At 31.2% G+C, this 20,226-nt stretch carries 22 protein-coding genes and 1 pseudogene; 8 read left to right on the top strand and 15 right to left on the bottom strand.

The window, feature by feature from the left end; genetic code table 11:
• Nucleotides 1–2 precede the first annotated feature (2 nt).
• Nucleotides 3–779 carry a flagellar motor stator protein MotA gene (gene motA / locus AJ885_RS05585; protein ID WP_002880492.1) on the top strand — a complete coding sequence of 259 codons (777 nt, stop codon included), beginning with the start codon at nt 3–5 and terminating at the stop codon, nt 777–779.
• A 2-nt stretch (nt 780–781) separates the two neighbouring features.
• Entirely contained in the window at nt 782–1,525 is a 744-nt protein-coding gene (gene motB, locus AJ885_RS05580) for a flagellar motor protein MotB (protein WP_070280870.1), read from the top strand.
• Nucleotides 1,526–1,530: 5 nt separating this feature from the next.
• Here the strand turns inward: motB and flhB are convergent, their stop codons facing one another.
• Both flhB and AJ885_RS05570 read right to left on the bottom strand, forming a co-directional pair.
• Nucleotides 1,531–2,619, bottom strand: coding sequence for a flagellar biosynthesis protein FlhB (flhB, locus tag AJ885_RS05575; protein ID WP_070210130.1), 1,089 nt, complete (start codon nt 2,617–2,619; stop codon nt 1,531–1,533).
• A 118-nt stretch (nt 2,620–2,737) separates the two neighbouring features.
• Nucleotides 2,738–3,334 (bottom strand): peroxiredoxin, encoded by a 597-nt coding sequence (locus tag AJ885_RS05570; protein ID WP_002854219.1) that lies wholly within the window; start codon nt 3,332–3,334, stop codon nt 2,738–2,740.
• Between the two features lie 206 nt (nt 3,335–3,540).
• On the opposite strand from AJ885_RS05570, the gene AJ885_RS05565 reads away from it, so the two are divergent.
• The 6 genes from AJ885_RS05565 (at nt 3,541) to AJ885_RS05540 (ending at nt 6,834) form a co-directional block, all read left to right on the top strand.
• Nucleotides 3,541–3,825, top strand: a complete 285-nt coding sequence (locus tag AJ885_RS05565; RefSeq protein WP_002854354.1) for a DUF362 domain-containing protein — start codon at nt 3,541–3,543, stop codon at nt 3,823–3,825.
• Between the two features lie 112 nt (nt 3,826–3,937).
• Nucleotides 3,938–4,351 (top strand): nucleoside-diphosphate kinase, encoded by a 414-nt coding sequence (ndk, locus tag AJ885_RS05560; protein ID WP_044780421.1) that lies wholly within the window; start codon nt 3,938–3,940, stop codon nt 4,349–4,351.
• Nucleotides 4,352–4,705 carry a hypothetical protein gene (locus AJ885_RS05555; RefSeq protein WP_044780420.1) on the top strand — a complete coding sequence of 118 codons (354 nt, stop codon included), beginning with the start codon at nt 4,352–4,354 and terminating at the stop codon, nt 4,703–4,705.
• Between the two features lie 23 nt (nt 4,706–4,728).
• Complete coding sequence (gene rpmF, locus AJ885_RS05550; RefSeq protein WP_002858674.1) at nt 4,729–4,875, top strand: 50S ribosomal protein L32; 147 nt, start codon at nt 4,729–4,731, stop codon at nt 4,873–4,875.
• Nucleotides 4,876–4,880: 5 nt separating this feature from the next.
• Nucleotides 4,881–5,867, top strand: coding sequence for a phosphate acyltransferase PlsX (gene plsX / locus AJ885_RS05545; RefSeq protein ID WP_044780419.1), 987 nt, complete (start codon nt 4,881–4,883; stop codon nt 5,865–5,867).
• Nucleotides 5,860–6,834 (top strand): beta-ketoacyl-ACP synthase III, encoded by a 975-nt coding sequence (locus AJ885_RS05540; RefSeq protein ID WP_044780418.1) that lies wholly within the window; start codon nt 5,860–5,862, stop codon nt 6,832–6,834. The genes plsX and AJ885_RS05540 overlap by 8 nt, the downstream gene beginning before the upstream one ends.
• Here the strand turns inward: AJ885_RS05540 and AJ885_RS05535 are convergent.
• From AJ885_RS05535 to AJ885_RS05475, 13 genes and pseudogenes are all read right to left on the bottom strand, one after another.
• Nucleotides 6,831–7,180, bottom strand: a pseudogene (locus AJ885_RS05535) (RidA family protein). The gene AJ885_RS05540 and the pseudogene AJ885_RS05535 sit on opposite strands and share 4 nt — an antisense overlap.
• Nucleotides 7,177–8,253, bottom strand: coding sequence for a phosphoserine transaminase (gene serC / locus AJ885_RS05530; protein ID WP_070210128.1), 1,077 nt, complete (start codon nt 8,251–8,253; stop codon nt 7,177–7,179). Before serC ends, AJ885_RS05535 begins: the two are co-directional and overlap by 4 nt.
• Nucleotides 8,254–8,262: 9 nt before the next feature.
• The gene (gene xseA / locus AJ885_RS05525; RefSeq protein WP_053872709.1) at nt 8,263–9,426 is read right to left on the bottom strand and encodes an exodeoxyribonuclease VII large subunit; all 1,164 of its coding nucleotides are present in this window, start codon (nt 9,424–9,426) and stop codon (nt 8,263–8,265) included.
• A complete protein-coding gene (ubiE, locus tag AJ885_RS05520) occupies nt 9,423–10,130 on the bottom strand; it encodes a bifunctional demethylmenaquinone methyltransferase/2-methoxy-6-polyprenyl-1,4-benzoquinol methylase UbiE (RefSeq protein WP_002872421.1) in 708 nt (235 codons plus the stop codon). The genes xseA and ubiE overlap by 4 nt, the downstream gene beginning before the upstream one ends.
• A 2-nt stretch (nt 10,131–10,132) precedes the next feature.
• Nucleotides 10,133–11,329, bottom strand: a complete 1,197-nt coding sequence (locus AJ885_RS05515; protein WP_002880500.1) for a hypothetical protein — start codon at nt 11,327–11,329, stop codon at nt 10,133–10,135.
• Nucleotides 11,330–11,374: 45 nt separating this feature from the next.
• On the bottom strand, nt 11,375–11,785 hold the full coding sequence (gene perR, locus AJ885_RS05510; protein ID WP_002861102.1) for a peroxide-responsive transcriptional repressor PerR: 411 nt from the start codon (nt 11,783–11,785) through the stop codon (nt 11,375–11,377).
• 85 nt (nt 11,786–11,870) lie between these two features.
• Nucleotides 11,871–13,718, bottom strand: coding sequence for a 1-deoxy-D-xylulose-5-phosphate synthase (dxs, locus tag AJ885_RS05505; RefSeq protein WP_002880501.1), 1,848 nt, complete (start codon nt 13,716–13,718; stop codon nt 11,871–11,873).
• A complete protein-coding gene (gene fliH / locus AJ885_RS05500) occupies nt 13,711–14,541 on the bottom strand; it encodes a flagellar assembly protein FliH (RefSeq protein ID WP_002880502.1) in 831 nt (276 codons plus the stop codon). Before fliH ends, dxs begins: the two co-directional genes overlap by 8 nt.
• Nucleotides 14,542–14,548: 7 nt before the next feature.
• Nucleotides 14,549–15,577 (bottom strand): flagellar motor switch protein FliG, encoded by a 1,029-nt coding sequence (gene fliG, locus AJ885_RS05495; protein ID WP_002854670.1) that lies wholly within the window; start codon nt 15,575–15,577, stop codon nt 14,549–14,551.
• Nucleotides 15,577–17,259, bottom strand: a complete 1,683-nt coding sequence (gene fliF, locus AJ885_RS05490; protein WP_002861099.1) for a flagellar basal-body MS-ring/collar protein FliF — start codon at nt 17,257–17,259, stop codon at nt 15,577–15,579. Before fliF ends, fliG begins: the two co-directional genes overlap by 1 nt.
• A gap of 53 nt (nt 17,260–17,312) precedes the next feature.
• Nucleotides 17,313–18,407: a histidinol-phosphate transaminase gene (gene hisC / locus AJ885_RS05485; RefSeq protein WP_070280868.1), complete on the bottom strand. Its 1,095-nt coding sequence runs from the start codon at nt 18,405–18,407 to the stop codon at nt 17,313–17,315.
• Nucleotides 18,397–19,470, bottom strand: coding sequence for a prephenate dehydratase (gene pheA / locus AJ885_RS05480; RefSeq protein WP_002880504.1), 1,074 nt, complete (start codon nt 19,468–19,470; stop codon nt 18,397–18,399). Before pheA ends, hisC begins: the two co-directional genes overlap by 11 nt.
• Nucleotides 19,458–20,225 (bottom strand): HAD-IIA family hydrolase, encoded by a 768-nt coding sequence (locus tag AJ885_RS05475; protein WP_070210127.1) that lies wholly within the window; start codon nt 20,223–20,225, stop codon nt 19,458–19,460. The genes pheA and AJ885_RS05475 overlap by 13 nt, the downstream gene beginning before the upstream one ends.
• Between the last annotated feature and the right edge of the window lies 1 nt (nt 20,226).

Here is a 20,226-nt window from a genome sequence, read left to right as displayed (position 1 = left end):
ATATGGATCTTTCAACCATACTGGGAATGGTGCTTGCAGTTACTAGTATTTCAGTAGGAGATATACTAGAAGGTGGTAATCCTTTACATGTTATACATCTTTCTTCCTTTCTTATAGTTATGCCAACAGCTGCATTTTGTGCAATGACTTCTACACATAAAAAAATTGTAAAAGCAGCTTATAAAGAACTCAAAGTTGTCTTTAAAGGCTCTGGCGTAAATCTACCTGAAAGGATAGCCCAGTTAATAGAATTTGCTATTATTGCAAGAAGAGATGGACTTTTAGCATTAGAATCAAGAACCAATGAGATTGAAAATGAATTTTTAAAAAATGCTATGATGATGCTTGTAGACGGTAAAAGCTTTGAAGAAATTCACGAAAGCATGGAAATACAAACCGAACAACTTGAAGAGCATTATAAAGAATGCGCAGAATATTGGATAGTATTTGGAGAAACTTGCCCTACCATGGGACTTGTTGGAGCGGTTTTTGGTCTTATTCTAGCTCTTAAATTGCTAGACAATCCCCAAGCAATGGCAGCGGGTATTTCAGGTGCTTTTACAGCTACGGTTACTGGGATTTTTGGTGCTTATGCGCTTTTTGCACCTTGGGGAAGAAAAATGAAAGCTAATGGAATGGATCTTGTAAAAGAGCAAATTGTCATCACTGAAGCCATAAAAGGAATTGCAGAAGGTGCAAACCCTAGAGATTTGGAAGCTAAGCTTTTTAATTTCTTAAGTCACGATGATCCAAAAATTTCACAATTTGACAAAGGTTAAAAATGGCTAAAAAACATAAATGTCCAGAATGTCCTGCAGGTGAAAAATGGGCCGTGCCTTATGCAGACTTTCTAAGTTTGCTTTTGGCACTTTTTATTGCTCTTTGGGCAATTTCCAAAACAAATCCTGCTAAAGTAGAGGCTTTAAAAACCGAATTTGTTAAAATCTTTGATTATACCTCTACTCAAACAGTCAAAGAAGAGAGTAAAACCCAAGAAAAATATAAAGGTGCAGCAAAAGAAGAAAGTGATGAACTCAAATCGTTAAAACAAATGACTATGACACAGCAAGAAACTATCAAACGTCTTCAAGCAGCTCTAGATCAAAGCGACAATCAGATTGCTCTTAACCTTCCATCTAAAGTTGAATTTGAAAGAGATAGCGCTCAAATTGTTTCAGCTGATATACAAGATTATTTAAAACGTATGGCTGAACTAACAACATATTTACCACCTCAAGCAAAAATAGAAATTAGAGGCTATACAGACAATAGCGACTCTATTATAAGAAGTTATGAGCTCGCCTACCAAAGAGCAGAAAATGTATTAAAATATTTTATAGAAGGTGGAGCAAATTTAAAAAATATTAGCATTAAAAGCTATGGGCTTAATAATCCCATCAATGGAAATCCGCAAGCCTTAGAAAATAATAGAGTAGAAATATATTTTAAAGTCGATACAGCAGATACAAGTACTCAAAAATCGGTTCTTGAGCTTATTAACAAAATAGGAACTAAAATACCTTAAAAGTTTTAGCTTCCTTTTTTTACTTGATCAGCTAAACGACTCTTATTATTTGTATTATAAACAAATCCTAGCACCTCAGCTACAGCTTTAAACATTTCCCTAGGAATAAGATCATTAACATCGCAAGCTTTATAAAGCTCCCTTGCTAAAGGAGGATTTTCATAAACTACAACATTATTTTCATAGGCAACTTGTTTTATGCGAAGCGCGAGAAAATCCACTCCTTTGGCAACAACCCTAGGGGCTTGTTCTTTACTTGTATCATAACGAATAGCTACGGCATAATGCGTTGGGTTTGTGATCACCACATCCGCACCTGCAACATCTTGAACCATACGACGACGCGCAGCTTCCATTTGAAGTCTACGAATTCTACCTTTAACTTGAGGATCTCCTTCCATTTGTTTATACTCATCTTTTATTTCTTGTTTGCTCATACGCAAACCTTTAAAATACTGAAAACGCACCAAAAAAACATCTAAAACAGCAATAATTAAAAAAGCAACTATAACAATAGCCGCCAAAACAATAGCCCTATCTCTTAGCCAAGTAAGCTGTGCAACCATAGTATAAAGCTCAACTCTTGGAAGCTCTTGCATAAATTTAAGCAAAACTATAAAAGCTATAGTAAAAACAATACCCACTTTTAAAATAATTTTTATACTTTCAACAATTTTTTTCAATGAAAAAAGGTTTTTTAAACCTTTTAGAGGATTGATTTTTCCTAAATTTGGCATAATAGGTTTAGTTGTAAAAATAAAACCAAATTGCATAATATTTCCCAAAACTCCAGCAATCATAATACTTAAAACAATAGGTGCAAGAATAATTAAAACCTCAAAAATGCTTTTAATCATAATGGCTTGAATAATACGCAAATCGAATTCAACACCAATAAAACTTTGATAGTATCTATATAAATTTACAATTCTCTCGCCCATAAAACTCATCATAAATAAAGTTATAGTTACTCCAATTATCAAAGTTACAATAGCTGCCGCATCTTGAGACTTTGGAACATTACCTTCTTTACGCGCATCTTCTATCTTTTTGGACGTGGGTTCTTCTGTTTTTTCTTGATCTTCGCCTGCCATATTTTAGCCTAAGTAAAAATTTTAATATGTGTGTAAAATTATAGTAGAAAATTTATGAATTTCAATTAAAGAATAAAAATGAAGAAAAAGCCTCATGAAGAGGCTTTATACTAAGAAATTAAAGTTTAGCTTCGTTTTTACCAAGATATTCAGCCACGCCTTTAGGGTTAGCTTTCATACCTTCATCGCCCTTATTCCATCCTGCAGGACAAACTTCACCATGCTCATTTGTAAAAAGCATAGTATCAACCATTCTTAACATTTCATCTATATTTCTACCTAGTGGTAAATCATTAACCACAGCATGGCGAACTGTTCCATCAGCATCAAGCAAGAACGAACCACGAAGGGCAACTGCTTCTGCATAAAGTACATCAAAATTTCTAGCAATCTGCTTAGTTAAGTCAGCAACAAGCGGAAATTTAACCTGACCAATACCACCTTGATTTACTGGAGTATTTTTCCAAGCAAAATGTGAAAATTCATTATCTCCTGAAATTCCAATTACTTCAATACCGCGGTTTTTAAATTCTTGATATCTTTTGTCAAAAGCTATAATTTCTGAAGGACAAACAAAAGTAAAATCTTTTGGATAAAAGAATACTACCGCTCCTTTTGGGCCTATGTTTTTGTAAAGATTAAAATCTTGAACAATTTCATTGTTTCCTAATACCGCTGGAGCAGTAAAATCTAAAGCTTTTTTAGTAACTATCATATTTTCTCCTAAATAATAAATTTTATTGATAACGAAATTATATCGTTTAAATCTTTATTTTTTTTTAAATATCCAAAATAATATTAAAAATTTAAGAAAGTTATAATTATTATCAAATAAGGTAAATTTTTGATTATCAAAATTTACCTTATTTAAGAATTTTATGCTAAAATCATTTAAATCTTATATATTAAAAAGGAGAAAAAATGGCTGTAAAAATTACAGATATATGTATTGCTTGTGGTTCTTGTATTGATGAGTGTCCAGTGAGTGCTATCGTTGATGATGCTAACAATCCAGAAGGTGAAGATAGATATTATGTTTATGCAAACAAATGCGTTGAATGCGTAGGACATAATGATCAACCAGCTTGTGCTAGCGCTTGCCCAACAGATGGATGTATAGTTTGGAGTGCTGTAGAATCAGGACAACCAAGTCGTGATAATATTGGCGCTGATATGAGAAGTGGGGACACTCCAGTTTTTGCATAATTTTAAAAAAAGAAAAAGCTAGAGATTCCTAGCTTTTTCTTTTAATTTAACTTTCTTTAAACAAATTCAAGTATAATTTTAAGCTTTATTAAAATAAGGAGTTATTACAAAGATGGAAAAAACTTTATCTATAATTAAACCTGATGCTGTTAAAAAAGGTGTTATAGGAAAAATTTTAGATCGTTTTGAAAGCAATGGATTAAGAATCGCTGCAATGAAAAAAGTTCAACTTAGCAAAGAACAAGCTGAAAATTTTTATGCTGTTCATAAAGAAAGACCTTTTTTTAAAGACTTGATTGAATTTATGATTAGCGGTCCTGTTGTTGTTTCTGTACTAGAAGGAGAAGGTGCTGTATTAAAAAATAGAGATTTAATGGGAGCGACAAATCCTAAAGAAGCTAAAGCAGGAACAATTAGAGCCGATTTTGCTGAGAGTATTGATGCTAATGCTGTTCATGGAAGCGACAGCTTGGAAAATGCAAAAATAGAAGTTGAATTTTTCTTTAAACCAAACGAAATTTGCTAAATGAAAATCCCTTTTTCTAAGATTAACATAAAGGAATATCCTTTTAAACTTAATCTTGAGAATATGATTTTTGAAGGAAATTTAGTAAAAATAAATCCTAAGCTTGTTAAAATAAATGCTATTATGCAAGGTTTTATCTATAGACCTTGTGATAGTTGTGGAACTGAGTTAGAACTTGAAATTAAAGAAAATTTAGAACTTTTTGCAAGTGATGGTATTTTTAAAGATGAAGCAAACAAATTGAGCAATACTATAGAATTTTTCGATGGACATATTGATTTAATAGAAGTTGCTATCAGCGAGCTTGAAGCTTATTTGAGTGATTATTTTTATTGCATAAATTGCAATAATTAATTAAATTTTATAAAGGAGAAAAAATGGCAGTACCAAAGAGAAGAGTGAGCAAAACTCGTGCAGCTAAACGCAGAACTCACTATAAAGTTAGTCTTCCTATGCCTATAAAAGACAAAGATGGAAGCTACAAAATGCCTCACCGTGCGAATCCAACAACTAAGGAATATTAAAATCAATGATTAACATTGCCATTGATGCAATGGGTGGTGATTTTGGAGAAAAACCCATTATAGAAGGCGTTTTAAAGGCACTAGAAGCAAAACCTTTTAACGCTATCTTAGTGGGAAATTCTAAAATTCTAAAACCTTTAATACCAAAAAAATTAGAGCAATATATACAATACGAAGAAGCTAGTGAAATTTTTTCGATGAATGAAAATGCCACAGATGCTTTAAAAAATAAAGAAACAACCATATACAAAGCTATTAATTTATTAAAAGAAAAAAAAGTAGATGCTGTAGTTTCAGCGGGTCATAGTGGAGCAAGTATGTCTTTGGCTACCTTAAGGCTTGGAAGACTTAAAGGTATTTCAAGACCTGCTATTGCCACTTTAATGCCAAATATCGTTAACAAAACTTTACTTTTGGATGTTGGAGCTAATACAGATTGTAAAGCTGAAAATTTATTTCAATTTGCCATAATGGGTGAAGTTTATGCTAAAGAAATTATGCAAATTCAAAAACCACGCCTTGCTTTACTTTCTAATGGTGAAGAAGAATGCAAAGGCAATGAACTTACCAAAGAAAGTCATCAGCTTATGAAAAAAATTCCAAATTTTATAGGCAATGCTGAAGGTAGAGATATTTTCAATGGTGAAATAGATGTTTTAATCTGCGATGGTTTTGATGGAAATGTTATTTTAAAGGCTTGTGAAGGTGTGGCAACAGCTATTTTTCAGCTTCTAAAAAACGAAGTAAAGCAATCTTTTATTTCTAAAATAGGTGCTTTACTTATGAGGCCATCTTTTAAAAAATTAAAAAAACACATAGATTGGCAAGAATATGGCGGAGCACCCCTTCTTGGAGTTAATGGCTGTGTAATCATAAGTCATGGAAAAAGCGATTCTAGAGCTATTAAAAATGCAATTTTTCAAGCTATAAATTTTAGCCAGTCTCATATCAATGAACTTATAGAAAATGAACTTGGGAAATACAATGCTTAAAGCCAGTCTTAAAAGTATAGCTTCTTATATTCCAGAAAAAATTTTAAGCAATGCTGATCTTGAAAAGATGGTAGATACCACCGATGAATGGATCACTAGACGCACAGGCATTAAAGAAAGACGCATTGCTGGTGAAAATGAGAATGCTAGCGATTTAGGCACAAAAGCTGCATTAAAAGCCATAGAAAGAGCAAATTTAAAACCTGAAGATATTGATGCAATTCTTGTAGCCACTTTAAGTCCTGATTATTTTACTATGCCTTCAACGGCTTGTAAAATTGCTTCAAATTTAGGACTTGTAAATATTAGTGCTTTTGATATTTCAGCAGCTTGTTCTGGTTTTATCTATTTACTTGAACAAGCTAAAGCCTTAGTAGAAAGTGGTTTGAAAAAAAATGTTTTAATCATAGGAGCTGAAAAAACAAGTTCAATTATGGATTACAATGACAGAAGCATTTGCATACTCTTTGGAGACGGTGCGGGTGCTGGAGTTGTAAGTTTGGACAATGAAAATCATATCCTTGATGTACATACTGCAAGCAATGGTAATTATGGAGATCTTTTAATGACTCAAAGATCGCAAAAATCAAGCCTATGCCAAACACTTTCTATGCAAATGAGGGGCAATGAAGTTTTTAAAATAGCAGTAAACACGCTTAGCAATGATGTTGTAGAAATTTTAGCTAAAAATAACATTTTAGCACAAGAAATTGATCTTTTTATTCCTCATCAAGCTAATCTACGCATCATTAAAGCCGTCCAAGAAAAACTCAATCTAAGCGATGAAAAATGTGTGATCACTGTACAAAAATATGGCAATACTTCAGCTGCTTCTATACCTATGGCAATGAATGATGCCTATGAAGAAGGTCGACTTAAAAAAGGAGATCTGATCTTGCTAGATGCTTTTGGCGGTGGTTTTACTTGGGGATCTGCGCTTTTAAAATTTGGAGGAGAGAATTTTTAATTCTCTCTTAGCTTTCCAAAAGCTTGAATTTCTACCAAATAACCCTCTGCTAAAGCACTTCCTACACAAGCTCTAACAGGTTTAGGATAATTTTTAATCCAAGCATCATAAATTTCATTCATTGCATCAAAATCTTGCATATTAGCTAACCAGATTTGAATTTGAATCAAATCTCCTTTGTTTGCGCCTATTTTTTCAAACAAAGCATCAAGTTCTGCAAGCGCTTCTTTAGTTTGTTTTTTAATATCTCCGCTAGGTTCAAAAGCACTTGTCCTGCAGTCTTAAAATATTTATCAAAAACAATAATTTGCGACATTCTATCGCACTCATCAAAACGCTTTATCATGCATATTTTCCTTGAAATTCTTTCATAAATTCACACAAGGTTTTTACCTGATCCAAATTAAGCACATTATAAATACTTGCACGAATTCCCCCTAAAATTCTATGTCCTTTAAGTCCTATCATTCCAGCTTCTTCGGCTTCCTTTACAAAAAGAGGCTCTAAATCTTTATTTTTAGCAATATTAAAACTCACATTCATTAAAGATCTATCCTTTTTATCTGCATGTCCTTTATAAAATCCATTGCTTAAATCAATACACTCATAAAGCATAGCAGCTTTTTGAGAATTTTTCTCATGTACTTTATCAAGTCCGCCTTGATTTAAAAGCCAATCCATTTCAAGATTAAACATATAAATAGCAAAGGTTGGAGGCGTGTTAAACAAGGACTGATTCTCAGCATGAGTCAAATAATTTAACATGCTAGGAATTTGTTTATTTTTAGATCTTTCTAACATATCTTTACGGATAAAAATACAACTTAAACCCGAAATTCCAGCATTTTTTTGCACTCCGCCATAAAAAAGAGCAATATTTGAAAAATCTACTTTTCTAGAAAAAAAATCACTCGATGCATCCACAATCAAAGGAGTTTTAGTTTTAGGATAATTTTGATATTGAGTGCCGTAAATAGTATTGTTAGAACAAATATAAGCATAATCAGCATTATCGCTAAATTCCACTCTAGGAATATGATTAAAATTACTTTCCTCGCTACTTGCTACAGTTTTAACATTGACACCTAAAATTTGTGCTTCTTTAATCGCTTTTTTTGTCCAAACTCCTGTATTTGCATATTCACAAACCCCATTTAAAGCTAAATTCATAGGAATCATAGCAAATTGCAAACTTGCTCCACCTTGTAAAAATAATACTTCATAATCATCATTTAACCCGTAAAGTTTTTTAGCTTTCTCTTGTGCTCCAAAATGCACTTCTTCAAATACTTTTGTGCGGTGAGAAATTTCCATTATAGAATAACCCCTACCCTGATAATCACAGAATTCTTTTTGAGCTTGCTCTAAAATTTCTAAAGGTAAAGTCGATGGCCCTGCACTGAAATTGATTTTTCTCATAATTTATCCTTATAAAATTTTTGCTTCTTTTTGAGAAGTTTGAGAACTTAAAATAACGATATCATCACTCTTAAGATCTTCTAAATTTGCTATTTTACCATTTTTTGTGATACAAATAAACTTTTTGCTTTTATTAAAAAAATTCTCATGTTGCAAATAAGCATTTTGCAATTTATCTAATTTTAATTCATTATAACGCATTTGATTTGCCAGTAGATGATTTAATTGCTTTTCTATATTATGGCTTTGTTTTATTTTTTCATCTATTATTTTTGGCAAAGAATTAAATTTGAAAAATTTGCTTAAATTTAAAAGCAAATTTTCATAATTTTGTATTTTATGATTCCAAAGTTGCATTAATTTTTCTTCCATTAAATCCAAACTTTGTTCTATATCTAACTTAGAATAAAACAAAGTATCTATAGCAGCTGAGGGCGTTGGAGCTCTAAAATCTGCAACAAAATCACTAATAACATAATCAATCTCATGTCCTATGGCTGAAATGATAGGAGTTTTTGCTTTAAAAATCTCTCTTGCTAAATTTTCATCATTAAAACAAAAAAGATCTTCCCTGCTTCCTCCACCACGTGCTATAATAAGAACATCTAAATCCATATCATCGGCTTTTTTTAAAGCTTGTATAAGAGAAAAAGGAGCATTATTTCCTTGAGTTAAAGCATCAAAAATATAAATTTTTGCCAAAAAATATTCTTTTTGATGAATAAGTTTTAACATATCTTGCAAAGCAGCAGAAGTTTTTGAAGTGATAATGCCTACTTTTTTAGGAAATTTTGGCAAAGATTTTTTAAAGCGTGGATCAAAAAGTCCTTCTTTTTGCAAACGCTCTTTTAAAGCCAAAAACTGTGCTTCTAAATCCCCAAAACCTGCTTTTTTCATACTAGTAGCGATAAATTGATAACGACCGCTTTCAGGATATAAACTCACACTTCCACAAAGCTCTAAAAAATCCCCCACCGCTGGTTTAAACCCGACTTTTAAATTAGCTCCTTTAAACATAGCACAAGCAATGCTTGATCTTTCATCTTTTAAATCAAAATACCAATGCCCTGAACCATGCAAAGTAATTTTTGAAATTTCTCCACTTAAAACTATATTATCAAAATGTGTTTCTAATAAAGCCTTTGCTTTAAGATTTAATTCTGTTGGTGTCATAGTTTTTTTGCTATAAACATTGAACTCACGCCAAAGCTAAAACTTTTATAATCAAGCATTTCAAAACCAGCATTTTTAAGTTCTAAGATGAATTCTTCCTTACTTAAAAATCCTTCAATAGAGTTTGGCAAATACTCATAAGCACTTTTATTTTTACTGATTATCCCACCTATACTTGGTAAAATATTTTTAAGATAAAAATCTCTACAAGCTGCTATAAATCCACCCTTTTCTCTTTTTGTAAATTCCAAAACTACCAAAATACCATCTTTTTGAAGTACTCTAGCAAATTCACTTAAGGCTTTTTGTCTTTCTACAACATTGCGAATGCCATAACTAATGCTTAAAATATCTAAACTTTGACTTTCTAAAGGTAAATTTTGCGCCCCTGCTTCTATAAATTCGACATTTGGAAATTTTTCTTTTGCAACATTTAGCATGCCACTACTTGGATCAATACCTTTAATATTTAAAATATTTTTTTCCATTTTTAAAGCACTCTCTTGCCAAATCTCTATCATATCCCCTGTGCCACAGGCAATATCAGCGATTTTTAAATCTTTTTTTAAATACAAACTCATCACTCTTTGACAAGCTTTTTTGCGCCACGCTACATCAGCTCCAAAGCTTAAAATTCTATTCGCCTTATCATAAGTAGGTGCAATTTGATTAAACATTTCTATAATTTTTTCTTGTTTTTGCATTTTTATCCTTTGTAAATTTTCAAATTTTTACTTGATTTTTTAAGCAATTTGCAAAATTTATTTTTATTATTGATTATTTTCGAAAAAATATTTTTATCTCTATCTTTGCAATATTTTTCATAAAGTTTGTTTAAATTTTTTATCTCTAAAAAACGATAAAAATATTCTAAAAATATTGCCAATTCAAAAAAACTATTTTCAAAAAGCTCTAAATCAAAATTTTTTAGTATATTTTTTCTAAATAAAATAATTTTTTTTCTAAGTTCTAACGCAACAAGTTGTTTAAAAAACCTATCTTTGCAATCGCCTTCATAAAAAGAATTTTCCTTTATGAAAAAATCAAAATCATTAAACAAATCTTGGATTTTTTCATCGCTTAAAAATAGCAATAAATCTTGATTTGAATTTTCACTTGCTAAAATATCTTGAGTTTTTTTCGTTATATCTTTAAACTTTAAAGCCAAAATATTACTCAAATTTTTATCTAAAATAGTATTCATGCTTGATAAAACTATATACAAACTTCTTGAATAAAATAAAAATTCACATAAACTTTGCTTATCTTTTCTCTCTAAAGATAAAGTCCAATAAAATTTTAATTTTTTAAATAAATAAAATAAAAAAATCCTAAATCCATCATAAGCATTAATATAATTTGGAAAATCCAAGCTAAAATTCTGATTTTTTTCTATAATTTTAAAACATTTCTCTATATCAAACTTTTGATATTCAAAACCATATAAAACGATATGTTTAGAATTTAAATCATGATGTAATTCTTTTTGAATTTTAAAATCTTTAGGGATTTTAAATTCATTGGAACTATCCAACGTTGGAAAAAATATTTTTAAAATACAAATTTTAGGCTCTTCATAAATATCAATATAACTTTTTAAAGAACACAATTTAAATTCGAAGCGTTCTTTTTTAATGCTCTTTCCTATAATCTTTTTTCGAGCTTTTTCAAATTTTTTTTTAGAAATTTTCTCTTCTTGATTCTGTTCTAAAATTGAATTATTAAATTTTGTAATTTTATAAAATTCATTGCAAAAACTTTGAAATTTAACACTATGATTTGAAGTTATTTGAGTATAAAAAGTTTCAAATTTAGAATTTCGAAAAGGTATATTATCTTTTTTTAAATTCTCTAAAAGAGTGCAATCAGATAGTAAAAAGTTTTTTTGAATTTCATAAACCATTAAAATAACCCTTAAAATATATGGGCTATTTTAACCTTATTTTGCTTAATGACACTTTTTACAACTATCAACATAAGCACAAACGGACAGATGATTGACGAGATTGCCTATCTTTTTTTCTAAATGCTCTTGATATTCATAAAGCTTAGCATCTTTAAAACTTAAATCCTCTATACCACCACATTTGGCGCAAACTACATGAATATGTTCTTCTTCATAAATATCGTAACAAGTTTTTTGATTTAAAACATTGATTTCAACAACTAAACCTTGTTCTTGTAAAGTATTAAGATTTTTATAAACCGTCGCTAAAGAGATTGAAGGGTATTCTTTTTTAATTTCTGCATATAATTCATCAATATTAGGATGCTCATGTCTTTTTAAAATTTTTAAAACACATAGTCTTTGCGGAGTAGCTTTTAACTCATGTTTTTTAAGCATTTGTAGTAATTCCATTGTATTTATTCCTTGCTTTTTTAAGTGGAAATAATAATAAAATTTTTATTAAAAGAAGTTTATATTAAATAATATTTTTTATTATTTAATGATAAAATTTTAAAACTTTCGTCAACAAACTATTGACATCTTTTTCTAGATTTTTTTCCACCTCACTTGTTTTTCCATGTTCAATAAATTTGTCTTCATATTCAAAGCTAATAACTTTTACATGCAAATCATATTTTTGTAAAAAATTATTAATTAAACTTTCTATACCGCCAATTTTAACATTTTCACTAAAAATAAACCAAATTTTACTTTTTTTAGCAAGCTCACGCAAAAGTTCTTCATCTAAAGGTTTAGCAAAAATTAAATCGATCAAATTAGCATTATTATTCATTTCTTGCAAGGCTCTTAAAACTTGCCACGCTTTTGCCACACCTTGTCCATAACCTAAAAAAGCAATTTCACTACTATTTTTTACAAGCCATTGTGCCTTACCAAGTTTTATCTCACAAGGATTAAATTCTTTATCCAAAATAAAACTCCCTCTAGGATAACGAAAAGCAATAGGTCCTTGATGTAAATAAGCGTACTCCATTATATTTTGCATCATTTGCTCATCTCTTGGGGCTAAAAGAGTGAAATTTGGCAAAGGAGCTAAAAAACTAAGATCAAAAACACCTTGATGTGTCTCCCCATCTTCACCTACTATCCCTGCTCTATCCATAGCAAAAACCACATTTAAATTCATAATTGCACAATCATGGATCACTTGATCATAAGCACGCTGCAAAAAGGTGCTATATATTGCAATAAAAGGTTTAAATCCTTCTTTTGCCATAGCAGCCATAGAAGTTACTGCATGCTGTTCTGCAATAGCCACATCCCAAAAACGATTTGGATATTTTTCTATAAGCTTATCAAGACCTGTTCCACTTGGCATAGCCGCCGTAACCCCAACAATATTTTCATATTTTGAGGCTAAATCAAGCAAATTCTTAGAAAAAATTTCAGTAGCAGATTTTTTAGTATCACTTTTTTTAACACTCTCTCCACTATCTATATCAAAAGCTCCCACCCCGTGCCATTTAGCATGTTTTCCTTCGGCTAAAGCATAGCCTTTACCCTTTATGGTTTGAGCATGTATCACACAAGGCTTTTGCATAGCTTTTGCTTGTTTTAATGCAGAAATAATTTCACCTAGATTATGTCCATCAATAGGCCCTATATATTCAAGCCCTAATTCTTCAAACAAAAGCCCAGGAGTAATAAGTTTGAAACTCTCTTCAAAACGCTTGGCCATATAAGTAGCACTATCAGGCAATATATCCAACATTTTAGCAATACGCTTTTTAAAACTTTGATAAAACTGCGTTGCCATAGCCTGAGAAAGATACTTTGAAATTGCTCCAATTGGTTTTGAAATACTCATTTCATTATCATTTAAAAGTATTACGCAAGGAAATTTAGAATCACCCAATTCATTTAAAGCCTCATAGGCCATACCCGCACTTAAAGCACCATCTCCAATCAAAGCAACAGGAATACGCTTTTCACCTTTTAAAGCAATGGCCTTACAAGCACCTACTGCCAAAGAAATAGAGGTGCTAGAATGCCCTGCTACAAAATAATCTCCCTCGCTAGGTTTTGTATAACCGCTCAAACCATTGATTTGTCTTAAAGTATCAAATATTTCTTCTTTTCCGCTTAAAAGCTTGTGTGTATAAGATTGATGTGACACATCAAAAATAAAAGGATCTTTTTTTGCATCAAAAACAAAATGCATTGCTATACTAAGTTCTACAGCACCCAAATTTGAACTTAAATGTCCACCATTTTTACTCACAACTTGTATGATTTTTTCACGTATAGATGCTGCTAAATTTTCTAATTCTTTTAAACTTAGCTTTTCTAACTCTTCTTGAGTATGGGCAAATTTTTTACTCATTATTCACCATTTTTTTAATTTTAGTTAGACGAGAGTTAAGATTGGACTCTATATTGCCTGCGTCACTTATAATAATAACACTTCCTTTACTAATTGCATCATCAAGACTTATTTTAATATGAGCATTCTGATCAAATTGCTCTTTTAAATACTCATAATCCTCTGCATTAACCTTAAGCTCAATTGCACTAGCACCCTTAAGCTCGCCGATTAAATCTTTGGCCAAAGCATAAGCTATCTTACTTGAATTTAGTTCAAGTTCTTTTAAGATTACTTCTTTAGCGATATCTATAGCAGTATCTGCTAATTCTTTCTCGTTTTTTTCTATAAAATTTTCAAGATTTTCACAAGCATTATCGAGCTTGGCTATACTTTTTAAATACTTATCTTTAAAATCACTCAATTCCTTTTGAAATTCTTCTTTTGCTTTCTCATAACCTTCTTTGGCAAATTTTTCTTTAGCATTTTCAAGTTCTGAATTTAAGCGGTTATTAAATTCATTCTCTTGACTTTCTATTTGCATTTGAAGTTTAATAATATTGCTTGACATTTCATCTGTTTTTTTAAGCAAATCTTCAACAAAACTTGGTTGAAATGTTGGAATTTGAGTTTCCATAACAGCTTGCGTAGGGGCAATAGCATGATTTTCTTCGACTGGTTTTTCATCATTTAAAGATATATTAGCATTTTCTTCATCTGGAGTTTGAGTATGTTTTTTTTCACCTGTATGATTATCAAATTCTGAAATAACTTTAAAACGATATCCTTCAACAACATGCTGATCAGAAGCCCCACCAGAAATTACATTGCTACGATTAACCATCTCTCACCTACTCTATCATTTCATCCGCATCGCCTGTTTGAACAAGACCTTGTTCTGCAAGTTTTTGCACCACTTCAACAACCTTTCTTTGTGCATCTTCAACATCTTTAACACGCACAGCACCCAAAAAACCCATTTCTTCAAGAAAAGCTTCGCTTGCACGCGTAGACATATTGGCTAAGAATTTTTGCTTTAACTCTTCACTTGCGCCTTTTAAACCTATCATTAAATCACGCTTATCAGCTACTTTTAAAATTTCTCTTATAGCTTGAGTACTAAGTTTTTGTATATCATCGAAAGTGAACATAAGCTCTTTAATAGTCTCTGCTAAGCGTTCATCACTTTGTTCAATATAAGTAATGGTTGATTTGCTTGCTTTTTGACCCAAACGATTAAGCACTTCTGCTACTGCTCTTGGGCCGCCCACTTCAACCTTATAAGAGGTAAGACTTTCAAGCTTGCTTTCTAGCACTGCAGAAACTCTTTTAATAATACTTGGAGAAATATCGCCAAGATTTGCCATTCTTATAACCACCTCAGCCCTTAATTCATCACTAAAATACTCTAAAGTTTCTGCCGCATGAATAGAATCCATATGTGCCAAAATAAGAGCAATGGTTTGTGGGTGCTCTTTAGTAATAAAGTCTGCAAGCTGCTGTGGTTTAATTTGCGCCAAATAAGCAAAATTTTGATTATTCTCCATACTTTTAGTGAGTTTTTCAAGAATTTTATTTGCAATCTCTGGCCCAAAAGTACGAAAAAGTATTTCTTTAGCATATTCCAAACCACCACTTTTAATATATTGATTTGATTGAAGCAGAGTGTAAAATTCTTCTAAAACTGCAGTAGCTACGGATCTATCAACATTTTTAGCCATAGCAATATAACGTGAAATTTCTGTAATTACATCAATTTCCATATGTGAAAACACAGAAGTTGTTGCATCTTCGCCAAGTTGTATAAGAAATATCGCCACCTTTTCAGGCATCGATAAATCATCATAGACCATTTTTTGTTCTTCACTTAGCTTTATCATCACATATCCTTTTCACCAAATTCACTATCGTTTTGAATTAAATTTTGCAAAAGTGCAGCAATTTCCTCGCTTTTATCACTTACCAAACCACGCAATTTTTCAAGCAAAACCTCATACTGGATAGAATCTTCATTGAAATTATCTCCAAAACCAAGTTGTTCTTCAACTTTTTTCCTTGCTGCATTCATTTTTTCCAAAGTATCTTCAACATCATCTAAAACAGCATTTGGACCTTGCTGCATTTCTTCTTGTGCTGCGACATCTTCAAGCATTTTTTGAGTAAATGGAGTAATAACTTTTTTGTAAAAAATAAAAAGTAAAATCGCTGCAATAAAATACTTAACCGGTGGAATAAACGGCTCAATAAAACGATTATAAAAAGTTTTAACTTTACTTTCAACTCTAATCGACTCACGATGAAATGGTAAATTTTGAACTACAACACTATCACCTCTAGTAGCACTAAAATTAATAGTATTTTTAACTATACTCTCAACACTTGCAAGCTCTTCTTTGGTTAATGGAACATATTCGCTTTTCACATCCCCATTTTCATCAACCACATCTTGATATTTTCCATCTATAGTAACAGCTGCTGAAGTGCGTAAAACTGTTGCAAATTGTTTTTTGGTATTTGTAATAGTTTTAGAAAGTTCATTATTCGTAGTAACTTGATTTTTTTTATAAGTGTCAATTTGACCCTTATTGTCAAGTCCTTCAACAGGACCTATATTAGAAACAGCACCTGGAACACCCTGAATTTCTGGATCTTTTCTACCTGTTCTTTCCTCGTTTAAAGTTTGCTCGCTACGCACTATAGGATTTGGATCATAAATTTCACTTTGAGATTCTTGCTTGGAAAAATCAAAATCTATATTTACACTCACTTTTACTTTATCCATACCACCTGCAAAAGGAGCTAAATTTTCTATAATCTTATCTTCTAAAGCTTTTTCTTGATCACTTTTAAATTTAATTTGCGCACGAACCAAATCATCTTCATATGCTTCTTGCTCATCTAAAGGTACACCACTTTGATCACTAATCTTAACATTTTCTTTAGTAAGTTTTGGAACTGCCGCTGAAACAATATTTTTTATACCATCAATTTGTTTTCTAGTAAGCTTTAAGCCTTCGCGAACATTAACAACAACTGAAGCTGTAGGCGGAATTTGCCTTTCGGTAAAAACACTATCTTTAGGAAATGCTATGTGTACAACAGCGCTACGAATAGGTTCTAAAGTCTCAATAGTTCTTGCAAGTTCGCCTTCTATGGCTCTTTGGTATTTTACCTTTTGTTCTTCATTTGTAGCTCCAAAAGCTTGAGTATCAAAAGCTTCAAAACCCACGCGACTATCTTTTATAAGACCTTCGCTTGCAATAAACATTCTTTGACGATAAACCTGATCTTGTGGAACTAAAATTTTATTTTCACTTTCTAATTTATAGGGAATATTATTTTGTTCAAGTTTAGCTACAATTGCAGCAGAAGAACTTGGGCTTACATTTTCAACTAAAACTGCATATCCATTATTTGCATTACTACCACTTCCGCGAAATAAAGCTAAAAAAACCAAAAACCCAACCACCACTACAATAGATGCAGCAATCACTATACGCTGCTTGCGAGTTAAATTTTGATAAAGTTGCCCAATTTGATGAAACATATTTTTAAAATCCATTAATTCTCATCCCTTAGTTTGGCGAATTTTACATATTTTTATTTGATTTATATCTATCTTAAAATCTTATCAAATTCTGTAAAAAATCTTTCATTTTCATAAGATGTTCCTATAGTAATGCGTATAGCATTTAAACCATAGCTTTTTAAATTTCTTATTATTATACCCTTTTTAAGCAATTTTTCAGACAAATCTGTACTATTTTTTTCATCAAAAAAATAAGTGATGAAATTTGTATAACTATCAATGATTTTGATATTATGTTTTTTAGCAAATTCTTTATAAAGCTCCATTTGAGAAAAATTATTCTCTAAAGTTTTTTCAGTAAATTCATCATCATCCATTGCTGCAACTGCTGCTTTTAAAGCAAGATTGCTCACATTAAAAGGCGCACGAAGCTTGTAAAATGCACTAATAATACTAGCATCAGCTATGCCATAACCAATGCGTAAGCCTCCTAATCCATAAAGCTTGGAAAAAGTTCCCAAATAAAGTACATTGTCAAATTCTTTAATCAATTCACAAGGTTCTAAATGTTTTTTGCTATCTTTAAAACTTGCAAATTCATTATAAGCTGCATCAATCACAACTAAACAATCCTCCTCTACACCTTTAATAAATTTGGTCACTTCACTTGCATCCAAACACTCGCCTAAAGGATTGTTTGGCAAGCATAAGAAAATAAGTTTAATCTCATCTTTATGTATTTCATAAAGTTTTTTAAATTCATCTAAATTATGAGTAATGCTTTGAGTTTTATAGCACTTTGCACCGCATTGTTTGGCATAAATTTCATACATAGCAAAGGTAACTCCAGCTTGCAAAAAAGCATTTTTAGAATTTAACTTAGAATGTATAGCAAATTCAATCACTTGATCACTGCCTGCACCGATAATAATATTTTCATTTTGAACTTTGTATTTTTGAGCCAATATGCTTTTAAGTTCTATCATACTATCATCAGGGTAAAGATGAGCTTTGTTTGCATTTTGTCTTAAACATTCTATGGCTTTTGGTGGCGTACCAAAAGGATTTTCATTACTTGCTAATTTTATCACTTCTTTAATGTCATATTCTTTGGCAATAACTTCTATATCTTTTCCGGGTTCATAATTGCTTAAATGACTTAAAAATTCATTAAATTTCATCTTTTTCTCCTGATAAATAAGATCCAAGCCAAACAATCTCTTGTATATCTTTTAAAGCTTTTTTTACATTTTCATCATCAATATGTCCTTCAAAATCTATATAAAAACTGTGTAAAAATTCTTTTGATTTTACAGGACGAGATTCAAGCTTGGTAAGATTGATATTTTCTTTTTTAAACTGCTCTAATAAAAAGCTAAGCCCCCCAGGTTTATGTGCTGTGTGTGCTAAAATAGAAGTTTTACAATTTGGCATTTTAGGATTTTTAATATCGCTTAAAATTAAAAATCTTGTTTTATTGGCTGCATTATCTTCTATTTTATCAAAAAGCACAGGCACATTATAAAGCTTAGCCGCTATTTTAGAGCAAATTGCTGCTGCATATTTATCTTGCGAAGCTAGATAAGCCGCATTAGCTGTAGATTTTGAAGGAACAAATTCTATAGCACTAAGTTCATGACTTTCTAAAAATTTACGACATTGATTATAACCTTGTGGATGCGAATAAATACGTTTGATTTCTTTTAAATTTTCATTAATTCCCGCAAAAGAATGATGGATATCCATATAAATTTCACCAAAAATTTTAAGCTCATTATACTTACCTAGACAATCCAAAGTAATACCTACTGCACCTTCGGTATTATTTTCTATAGGCACAACACCGTATTTTGCTTCTTTGTTGCTTAACTCTTTAAAAACATCTTCGATATTAGCCAAGGCTATATAACGACTCATCGCACCAAAACGACTTCTTGCTGCTTGATGAGTATAAGTTCCCTCAGGCCCTAAATAAGCTATAGTTTGAGGCATTTCTAAATTTCTTGAAACTGCAAAAATTTCTTGATAAATTGCCTCTATGGCATTTTGATCTAAAAATCCTAAATTTGCATTTTTTAAACGATTGATAATGGCTCTTTCACGCTCAGGACGATAAATAGCTCCCCCACTGCTTTGTTTAAGCTCGCCTATACTTTTAACATAAGTCATTCTTTCATTTAAAAGTTCTAAAATTTTATCATCAACCGCATCGATTTTATTTCTAAATTCTTCTAAATTTGGCATTTTAGCTCCTTTAAAAACTCAAAAACACTAGGATAAACTCCATCAAGCAAATCCGTATCAAGCCCTTTTGTGTCGCTTATCTTGCCGCTTAAAACTAGTAAGGTTTTCATGCCAAGTTCTTTTGCCTTAAGCAAGTCTCCTCTAAAATCATCACTAATGATTTTAATATCTTCAAAATCGATTTTTGAATTTTGTCTTCTTATCAAATTTAAAGCTTCTTTATAAAAAGCAATGCTAGGCTTACCCACAACCTCGTATTTAAAATCAATAGCATTTTTAAGCATAGCCATAATGCTACCTACACCAGGATAAGGCCTACCATCTTTTTTATAAATGCTAGTTTCGTGCATAGCTATAAACCTAACTTCTCTTCTAGCAAATTCTATCATACTAGCAAAATCTTTAAATTTAAAATCATCATAACTAGCTACAAGCACAGCACTAGGATTTACAAAATCAAGTTCAAAACCAAGATTTTCAAGACTTTTTACAAACTCATCTGCGCCAAAAGCCGCAACTTTACAAGGTTTTAAAAGGTGTTTTAAAACGCTAAAAGGATCAATATAAGCATTTTCTTTTATAGCCAATTCTTTTTGCTGTAATTTTTCCAAAAAATCAAGTTTTTTTGTATTGTTAGTGATGATAACATAAGGAAGATTTTTTGCATTTAAAAAATCGATCAATTCTTTAGCGCCATGGATTAAACTCTTATCATGATCAGAAATTAAAGTCCCTTGAACATCTAAAAAAAACATT

Origin of the sequence: Campylobacter sp. BCW_6464, assembly GCF_001762775.1 — a bacterium.
Lineage (GTDB): Bacteria > Campylobacterota > Campylobacteria > Campylobacterales > Campylobacteraceae > Campylobacter_D > Campylobacter_D jejuni.
This window is presented reverse-complemented; position numbering and strand designations above follow the sequence as displayed.

Coding starts and splice junctions, on each gene's coding strand:
- motA (WP_002880492.1), top strand. CDS start 3: ATGGATCTTTCAACCATACTGGGAATGGTGCTTGCAGTTACTAGTATT.
- motB (WP_070280870.1), top strand. CDS start 782: ATGGCTAAAAAACATAAATGTCCAGAATGTCCTGCAGGTGAAAAATGG.
- flhB (WP_070210130.1), bottom strand. CDS start 2,619: ATGGCAGGCGAAGATCAAGAAAAAACAGAAGAACCCACGTCCAAAAAG.
- AJ885_RS05570 (WP_002854219.1), bottom strand. CDS start 3,334: ATGATAGTTACTAAAAAAGCTTTAGATTTTACTGCTCCAGCGGTATTA.
- AJ885_RS05565 (WP_002854354.1), top strand. CDS start 3,541: ATGGCTGTAAAAATTACAGATATATGTATTGCTTGTGGTTCTTGTATT.
- ndk (WP_044780421.1), top strand. CDS start 3,938: ATGGAAAAAACTTTATCTATAATTAAACCTGATGCTGTTAAAAAAGGT.
- AJ885_RS05555 (WP_044780420.1), top strand. CDS start 4,352: ATGAAAATCCCTTTTTCTAAGATTAACATAAAGGAATATCCTTTTAAA.
- rpmF (WP_002858674.1), top strand. CDS start 4,729: ATGGCAGTACCAAAGAGAAGAGTGAGCAAAACTCGTGCAGCTAAACGC.
- plsX (WP_044780419.1), top strand. CDS start 4,881: ATGATTAACATTGCCATTGATGCAATGGGTGGTGATTTTGGAGAAAAA.
- AJ885_RS05540 (WP_044780418.1), top strand. CDS start 5,860: ATGCTTAAAGCCAGTCTTAAAAGTATAGCTTCTTATATTCCAGAAAAA.
- serC (WP_070210128.1), bottom strand. CDS start 8,253: ATGAGAAAAATCAATTTCAGTGCAGGGCCATCGACTTTACCTTTAGAA.
- xseA (WP_053872709.1), bottom strand. CDS start 9,426: ATGACACCAACAGAATTAAATCTTAAAGCAAAGGCTTTATTAGAAACA.
- ubiE (WP_002872421.1), bottom strand. CDS start 10,130: ATGCAAAAACAAGAAAAAATTATAGAAATGTTTAATCAAATTGCACCT.
- AJ885_RS05515 (WP_002880500.1), bottom strand. CDS start 11,329: ATGGTTTATGAAATTCAAAAAAACTTTTTACTATCTGATTGCACTCTT.
- perR (WP_002861102.1), bottom strand. CDS start 11,785: ATGGAATTACTACAAATGCTTAAAAAACATGAGTTAAAAGCTACTCCG.
- dxs (WP_002880501.1), bottom strand. CDS start 13,718: ATGAGTAAAAAATTTGCCCATACTCAAGAAGAGTTAGAAAAGCTAAGT.
- fliH (WP_002880502.1), bottom strand. CDS start 14,541: ATGGTTAATCGTAGCAATGTAATTTCTGGTGGGGCTTCTGATCAGCAT.
- fliG (WP_002854670.1), bottom strand. CDS start 15,577: ATGATAAAGCTAAGTGAAGAACAAAAAATGGTCTATGATGATTTATCG.
- fliF (WP_002861099.1), bottom strand. CDS start 17,259: ATGGATTTTAAAAATATGTTTCATCAAATTGGGCAACTTTATCAAAAT.
- hisC (WP_070280868.1), bottom strand. CDS start 18,407: ATGAAATTTAATGAATTTTTAAGTCATTTAAGCAATTATGAACCCGGA.
- pheA (WP_002880504.1), bottom strand. CDS start 19,470: ATGCCAAATTTAGAAGAATTTAGAAATAAAATCGATGCGGTTGATGAT.
- AJ885_RS05475 (WP_070210127.1), bottom strand. CDS start 20,225: ATGTTTTTTTTAGATGTTCAAGGGACTTTAATTTCTGATCATGATAAG.